Annotated in this window: 2 protein-coding genes; one reads left to right on the plus strand and one right to left on the minus strand. The window is 49.9% G+C overall.

Annotated features, from left to right (window positions below):
• Positions 1-1,542: 1,542 nt before the first annotated feature.
• On the plus strand, positions 1,543-2,166 hold the full coding sequence (locus QUA47_RS01030) for a GNAT family N-acetyltransferase (RefSeq protein WP_333287781.1): 624 nt from the start codon (positions 1,543-1,545) through the stop codon (positions 2,164-2,166).
• 657 nt (positions 2,167-2,823) lie between these two features.
• Here the strand turns inward: QUA47_RS01030 and QUA47_RS01035 are convergent.
• On the minus strand, positions 2,824-6,000 hold a 3,177-nt coding region (locus QUA47_RS01035), incomplete at its 5' end, for an Ig-like domain-containing protein (RefSeq protein WP_445302473.1).

Here is a 6,000-nt window from a genome sequence, read left to right on the forward strand (position 1 = left end):
ATGGTATCACAATAATTCGTGGATTTGAAGTTGTTGTGAGTGTGCGAGGCAAGCATCAACCTTGATTTTTGATGTCTGGGTTTTCAATGCGGAATTCTTCTGAGCCACAGTTATCTGTCGTGCACCCCAATTTTATTATTTAATGATATTCACATAAACTCGTCTCCCGATAATTTTATTTCACCCCTTACCTTTATGCAGCAGGAGAGCAAACACTAATCTGGCCATTTTAACTGCCGTCTGGATATCTCAGAATACATAGGAATAACCGTCCTGATTGTGAGTTGATTTGCCAATTTTATGTTTTGTCCTGGCTCCTGGGACTGTTTTATTTGGTATGTGAAAGCTGCCCGCAGCAAGATACAATAGACAACCAACATCTTCGCCTGTGTTTTTTCCCACAAGTAACAGCAACTTTAACAGTCAGCCAAGGATACCGACCACAATCCGGCGCCGAGCCCCTGACTGATATTCGGGGGTGGCTGACAGACCACAGAGGTGTCTGTGGGAGTGACGCAATTGCTGTACCATTTTAGTTAGACTTGCACTTTTTTCCCCGATCTCGGCATTTTTTGTGCCTCCTGCAGACCTTCGACAAGCCAATTACTGCGGCGAAACACCGCAAGCTCGAGCATCCATCTGTTAATCTTAGCTAGGGATGTACTCTGTGGAAACCGATCGGTCGATTTTAGATTTTAGATTTTAGATTTTAGATTTACTCCACAGATGAATCGCGGAGCTTGAACTAGAGTCTAAAATTTTGATCTCTCCACGACCAGTGTCGGTGGCGGATATCGGTTGTTGGGCGGGGTCAATCAGCTCGATCGAGGTTTTGAAGGTCTCGCTCGCGCGCAGCAGAGTATCGAACCGACGGGGAAAACCCCTGCAGACTGTTTCCAGGCATCCAAATTTAAATTGGAGGTTGGAAAAGTACCCACTAGCTCAACAGGTAAGGCCGGTTCGCTCGGGGGCGGGCGATGGATTGCCCACAACTGCTGAAAGCTGGGGTGCCAGCCCGGGGGGCGGCGGGGAACATCCGACGCCCCAGCGCGCCCGGTGTTAGTCAGATCTAGTCGTTGAGTTTTTCAACTACCGCCTGACGGATAAATTATATTCGCTCGGGTATTTCCGTAAGCAGAGAGCGGTAAGATTCCGGGAACCTGACGTTAAAACCTTTGTGATTGTTTTTAATACCTTGCCCGCTAAGCTGTCGCGCATTTAATTTGTAAGCTACTGTTTACTTAAACTCTTGTGATGCCGGTCGAAAGCCAGGGATCAAGCTTCAATTTAAAGGCCAAATAGCTTATCCACCAATCTAGTATTAGGGGATGAGTTTTATTTTTTCATAACTCGAGTATTAAATGCTAAAAATTTTCCATTTACCTCACATACTCCTTAAAGTCAAGCACAATAAATGTAATTTAATATGGCTAATAAATTATGCCTATAAGTTACGTTAGAATAGCAGTATAACATCAGTGAATTTTCTAAGATGGTAGCTTAGAAACCCGCGTAAAAAAATTAATATAGTGGCCTGGCATTGTGAATCCTTCATTTTTTTCCTCACCATCTCACCAACAACAAACTCCCGGACTTTCTGGTTTTTCGATCCGGGTCGCTGCACCCAACGACTTAACCCAGCTAGCTGATATTTTAGCCATGAGCTTTCACTCTCGCGAGGGGTTTGTAGAATGGGTGTATCCGGTGTTGCGTTTGGGCATTTACGAAGATTTAAAAAATCGATTGCGTTCTAAGGCAGAACATTACATTTGTCTGGTTGCTGAGCTAGTCTCGCGCGAGGAGGGAACGCAGAATTATAGATCGCACCGATCTCAGCGCATGGCAGGAACAGTAGAAATGGCTCTGCGTTCTCGCTTTCCTTGGCAAATACCGAGTTCTGACTATCCTTATTTGTCGAATTTAGCCGTTCACCCGGACTATCGGCGACAGGGCGTTGCTCAACAACTGCTCAGCAACTGCGAGGAGACAGCCAGAGAATGGGGATTTTCTGAGATTTACCTCCACGTTCTGGAAAATAATCACCCGGCGCGACAGTTGTACTATCAGGCCGGCTATCGCTTGCAACAGGTGGATTGGAATTTGACTGGTAGGCTGTTCGGCCAGCCGCGCCGCCTGTTTTTACGCAAGCAGATTTCGCTATCCTAAGTTAAGTATTTGAATTGATCGTGGGGAATTGGGGCGAAACAGGAAAAAGGAAAAAACAGCTATCCGTGTATCTTTAACTTCCGAATTGTGAATCAATAGAATGGGAATCGGGAATTAGTGATGAATTTTAGTTTGCTCTTAAGCCCGATCGCACAACACACTAAAATTAGTTGATAGTAAACACTTGAGCTACCAACCCTTGTGTACCTGGGAACACCTGAAAAACCCCATACACAGTTATATCAACTCCGGTAGCCTCGTCGGGCGTAAAAACCCGTCCAGAATCACGGATGGTGCAACAGAAATTGATATAACTAATCTGCGTTAATGTGTGTTTATCTGCCTGTATATGCGGTGAAAAAAATATAATTTTTTAACCGTATCTAACAAGGGATTGACGCTATTTCAGGCCGATAAAAATAATAGATTTATGAATAATCCCGAGGCTAACAGATTGGATATTATACCAAATCAGGCTTGAATACACCTTTATTTTTTAGCATTTTAGAGAGGGACGAAAGGCAAGTGTAAGAGCGGTTTCAAGCGTCGAGTGCTATAAAGTTTCTAATCCGGATTGAGTGTTGTGAGGAACGCCGCAGAAGTTCTGATCTGCTGCGGCGTTTTGTTCGCCAGAACAGGAGGCTTTCGCCGCCAATTCTAGAGTTCAGAGAGATTTGGTAGGAAATCCGAGGAGCCGATCGCCCCGTTAACCCCAACCAGATTTGCTAAAATCCGATCGGTTCCTGCTACTCGCAGCAACGTACCGTTGGGAGTGGCGCTAAATTGCAACTGCTGGAAACTCACCCCACCACTCAAAACAAACTTATCGACGCCTACCTCGAAGTTAATCACAGTATCAGTGCCGCCCTCACCATTCAACACAAATCCATCCCTCCCAATACCTCCAATTAAAGTATCGTCGCCCAAGTCGCCAAACAACCAATCGTCTCCAGCGCCCCCATTGAGCAGGTCGTTATCTTTACCACCAATCAGGGTATCGCTGCCCGCATCTCCGTTGATAGTATCTTGGCCTTCGTTGCCGTAAAGCAAGTCATCGCCGTCACCGCCGTTGATGCAGTCTTGCTGGTCGTTTGCGCCCACCGACAAAGCCCGGTTATCAGCCCGATCGCCATAGATGGTATCGTTACCCTCGCCACCGCAGAGTTCATCGCTGCCGTCACCGCCGTAAATCAAGTCGTCGCCCAGATCTCCGTGTATGAGGTCGTTAGCTTTACCGCCGTAAATCAAGTCGTTGTCTTGACCGCCACTGATGGTATCGTCACCCTCATCGCCGAACAGCACATCAGCACCGATGCCCCCAAAGAGCAAGTCCTGACCGCCAACATCATTAGCTCGACTTCGAGCACCGCCGTACATGGTGTCGTCGCCGCTGTCGCCCACAAGGGTATCTGAGCCGAGTTCGCCCCAAATCAGGTCATTATCTTTGCCACCCCAAACACAATCATTGCCTTTACCTGCTTGCACGGTATCATTACCGTGGCCGCCGCCGATGATGTCGTTGCCGCCGTCGGCAAAGATTAAGTCTTGTTCGCCGAGATCCCCGATGGACTGGGAACTGCCACTGTCGCCGAGCAGAGTATCAGCTCCTTCGCCGCCGTAGAGGGTATCGGAGCCTAATTGACCGTAGATGATGTCATTGCCTTTACCTCCGTAAGCGCGATCGTTATCTTTGCCTGCAACCAGCGTATCGTTGGCTTGTTGGCCGTTGAGGAAGTCGTTACCGAAGCCTCCGTACAGCAAATCGCGTCCCTGGGAGTCGCTGGCTCTTCGATCGCGGATGCCCCCAAACAAGCTGTCGGAGCCGATGCCACCAAACAACGTATCGGAGCCGAGTTCGCCCCAAATCAGGTCATTTTCTTTACCTCCAAGGGCAATATCGTCACCTTTGCCGGTATGGATGGTATCGTCGCCCTCGTTGCCGTTAATGAGGTCTGCACCCTCGCCTCCAAAAATCAAATCGCGAGCATCCTCAGGACTCTGGGAGTTGTTCTGGCCGGTGTCTCCGAGAATCGTATCCGCACCTCGATCTCCAAACAGGTTGTCAGAGCCTAAGTCGCCGGCAATCCAGTCGTTCTGTTTGCCTGCGAATACGATATCGTTGCCCTCGTCTCCGTAAACAATATCGGTGTCAATGCCCCCAAAAATCGTGTCATTGTCTTCGTTGCCGTAAATTTCGTCCGCGCCGTCTTCACCTAAAAGCAGGTCGTTGCCTTCAAAACCGACAATTTTTTGGTTGCCTTTGGTGTCTACGATGAAGTCATCGCCGCCGGTTCCTTTGGTGGTTTGTCCCTCTGAAAATTGTGAAATAGGCCGGACAAATCCAACTGCGGGTGGTTGCTGCGGGGGCGCAAAGTTAATTCCCGGTTTTTCAATAATGGGCTGACACAAACAGTCGGTAGCTGGTTCTCCGATCGGATTTGAGAGGATCGGGGATGCCGGCGTTGGTGTGGGAGTTGGCGCAACCGGCCGCAAGATAGCGACAACAGTAGCGGGTGCGGGACTGGTGGCGCCGCTGTTGTCTGTGGCGCTGTAGGTGAAATTGGCTCCTGTAAAGTTACCTGTCGTGAAGAAAAATAGTTGCTGCAACTGTTGAGGAGTCAGGACTTGGGCTGGTGTCACTGGTAAACCACCGTTGGCTGGATCTCCTAAAAACAGGACTGCTTGGTCTGGTGAGGGGGGGGTGTTGATCGTGTAAGAGACGATCGACCCGTCGGGGTCGCTGCCTCCCAATCCGGTGACTAACTGGCTGCTGTTGGGCCCTAGGCTGGAGTTCGCATTGTTGGCAACTGGTGGTTGGTTGTCAGTTGGAAGTATGGCCGCAACAGTAGCGACAGCGGGACTGGTGGCGCCGCTGTTGTCTGTGGCGCTGTAGGTAAAATTGGCACCGGTAAAGCTACCTGTGGATTGGAAAAATAGTTGCTGTAACTGTTCTGGAGTCAGGACTTGGCCTGGTGTGACTGGTACGCCGCCGTTGGCTGGATCTCCTAAAAACAGGACGGCTTGGTCTGCTGGGGGCAGGGTGTTGATGGTGTAAGAGACGATCGACCCATCGGGGTCACTTCCTCCCAATCGCGGCACCCGCGCGCTGCTGTTGGGGTCTACCGTGAAATTAGCATTGTTGGTTACTGGCGGTAAGTTTAGGGGATTTGGTGTGGGAGTTGCTCCTGTGGAACCGAGAGTAGCGGTAGCCAGGGAACTGGTAGCGCCGTTGCTATCTGTGGCGCTGTAGCTGAAAGTTGCTCCGGTAAACCTACCTGTGGATTGGAAAAATAGTTGTCCTAGCTGTTCCGGTGTCAGGACTTGACCTGGTGTGACTGGTACACCACCGTTGGCTGGATCTCCTAAAAACAGGACTCCTTGGGCCGCTGGCGGCAGGGTGTTGATGGTGTAAGAGGCGATCGACCCATCGGGGTCACTTTTTCCCAATCCCGGAATTTGCGCGGTGCTGTTGGGCTCTAGGGTGAGGTTAGTATTGTTGGCTGCTGGCGGTTCGTTGGGAGTCGGTGTGGGAGTTGGTGTTGGAGTTGGTGTTGGTGCTGGAATCGGTATTGGTAATGGTGTGGGAGTGGGCGTTGGTACTGGTGCTGGAGTCGGCGGGGGTGTCGTTCCTGTTAAACCGAGATTCGCGTTAGCTGGGGGGCTAACTGCGCCGCTGTTATCTGTGGCGCTGTAGGTAAAATTGGCACCGGTAAAGCTACCTGTGGATTGGAAAAACAGTTGTCCTATTTGTTCCGGTGTCAAAACTTGACCCGGTGTCACGGCTACTCCGCCGTTGGCTGGATCTCCTAAAAACAGGATTCCTTGGGCCGCTGG

It is taken from the genome of Microcoleus sp. MON2_D5, from assembly GCF_036701905.1.
Classification (GTDB): Bacteria; Cyanobacteriota; Cyanobacteriia; order Cyanobacteriales; family Microcoleaceae; genus Microcoleus.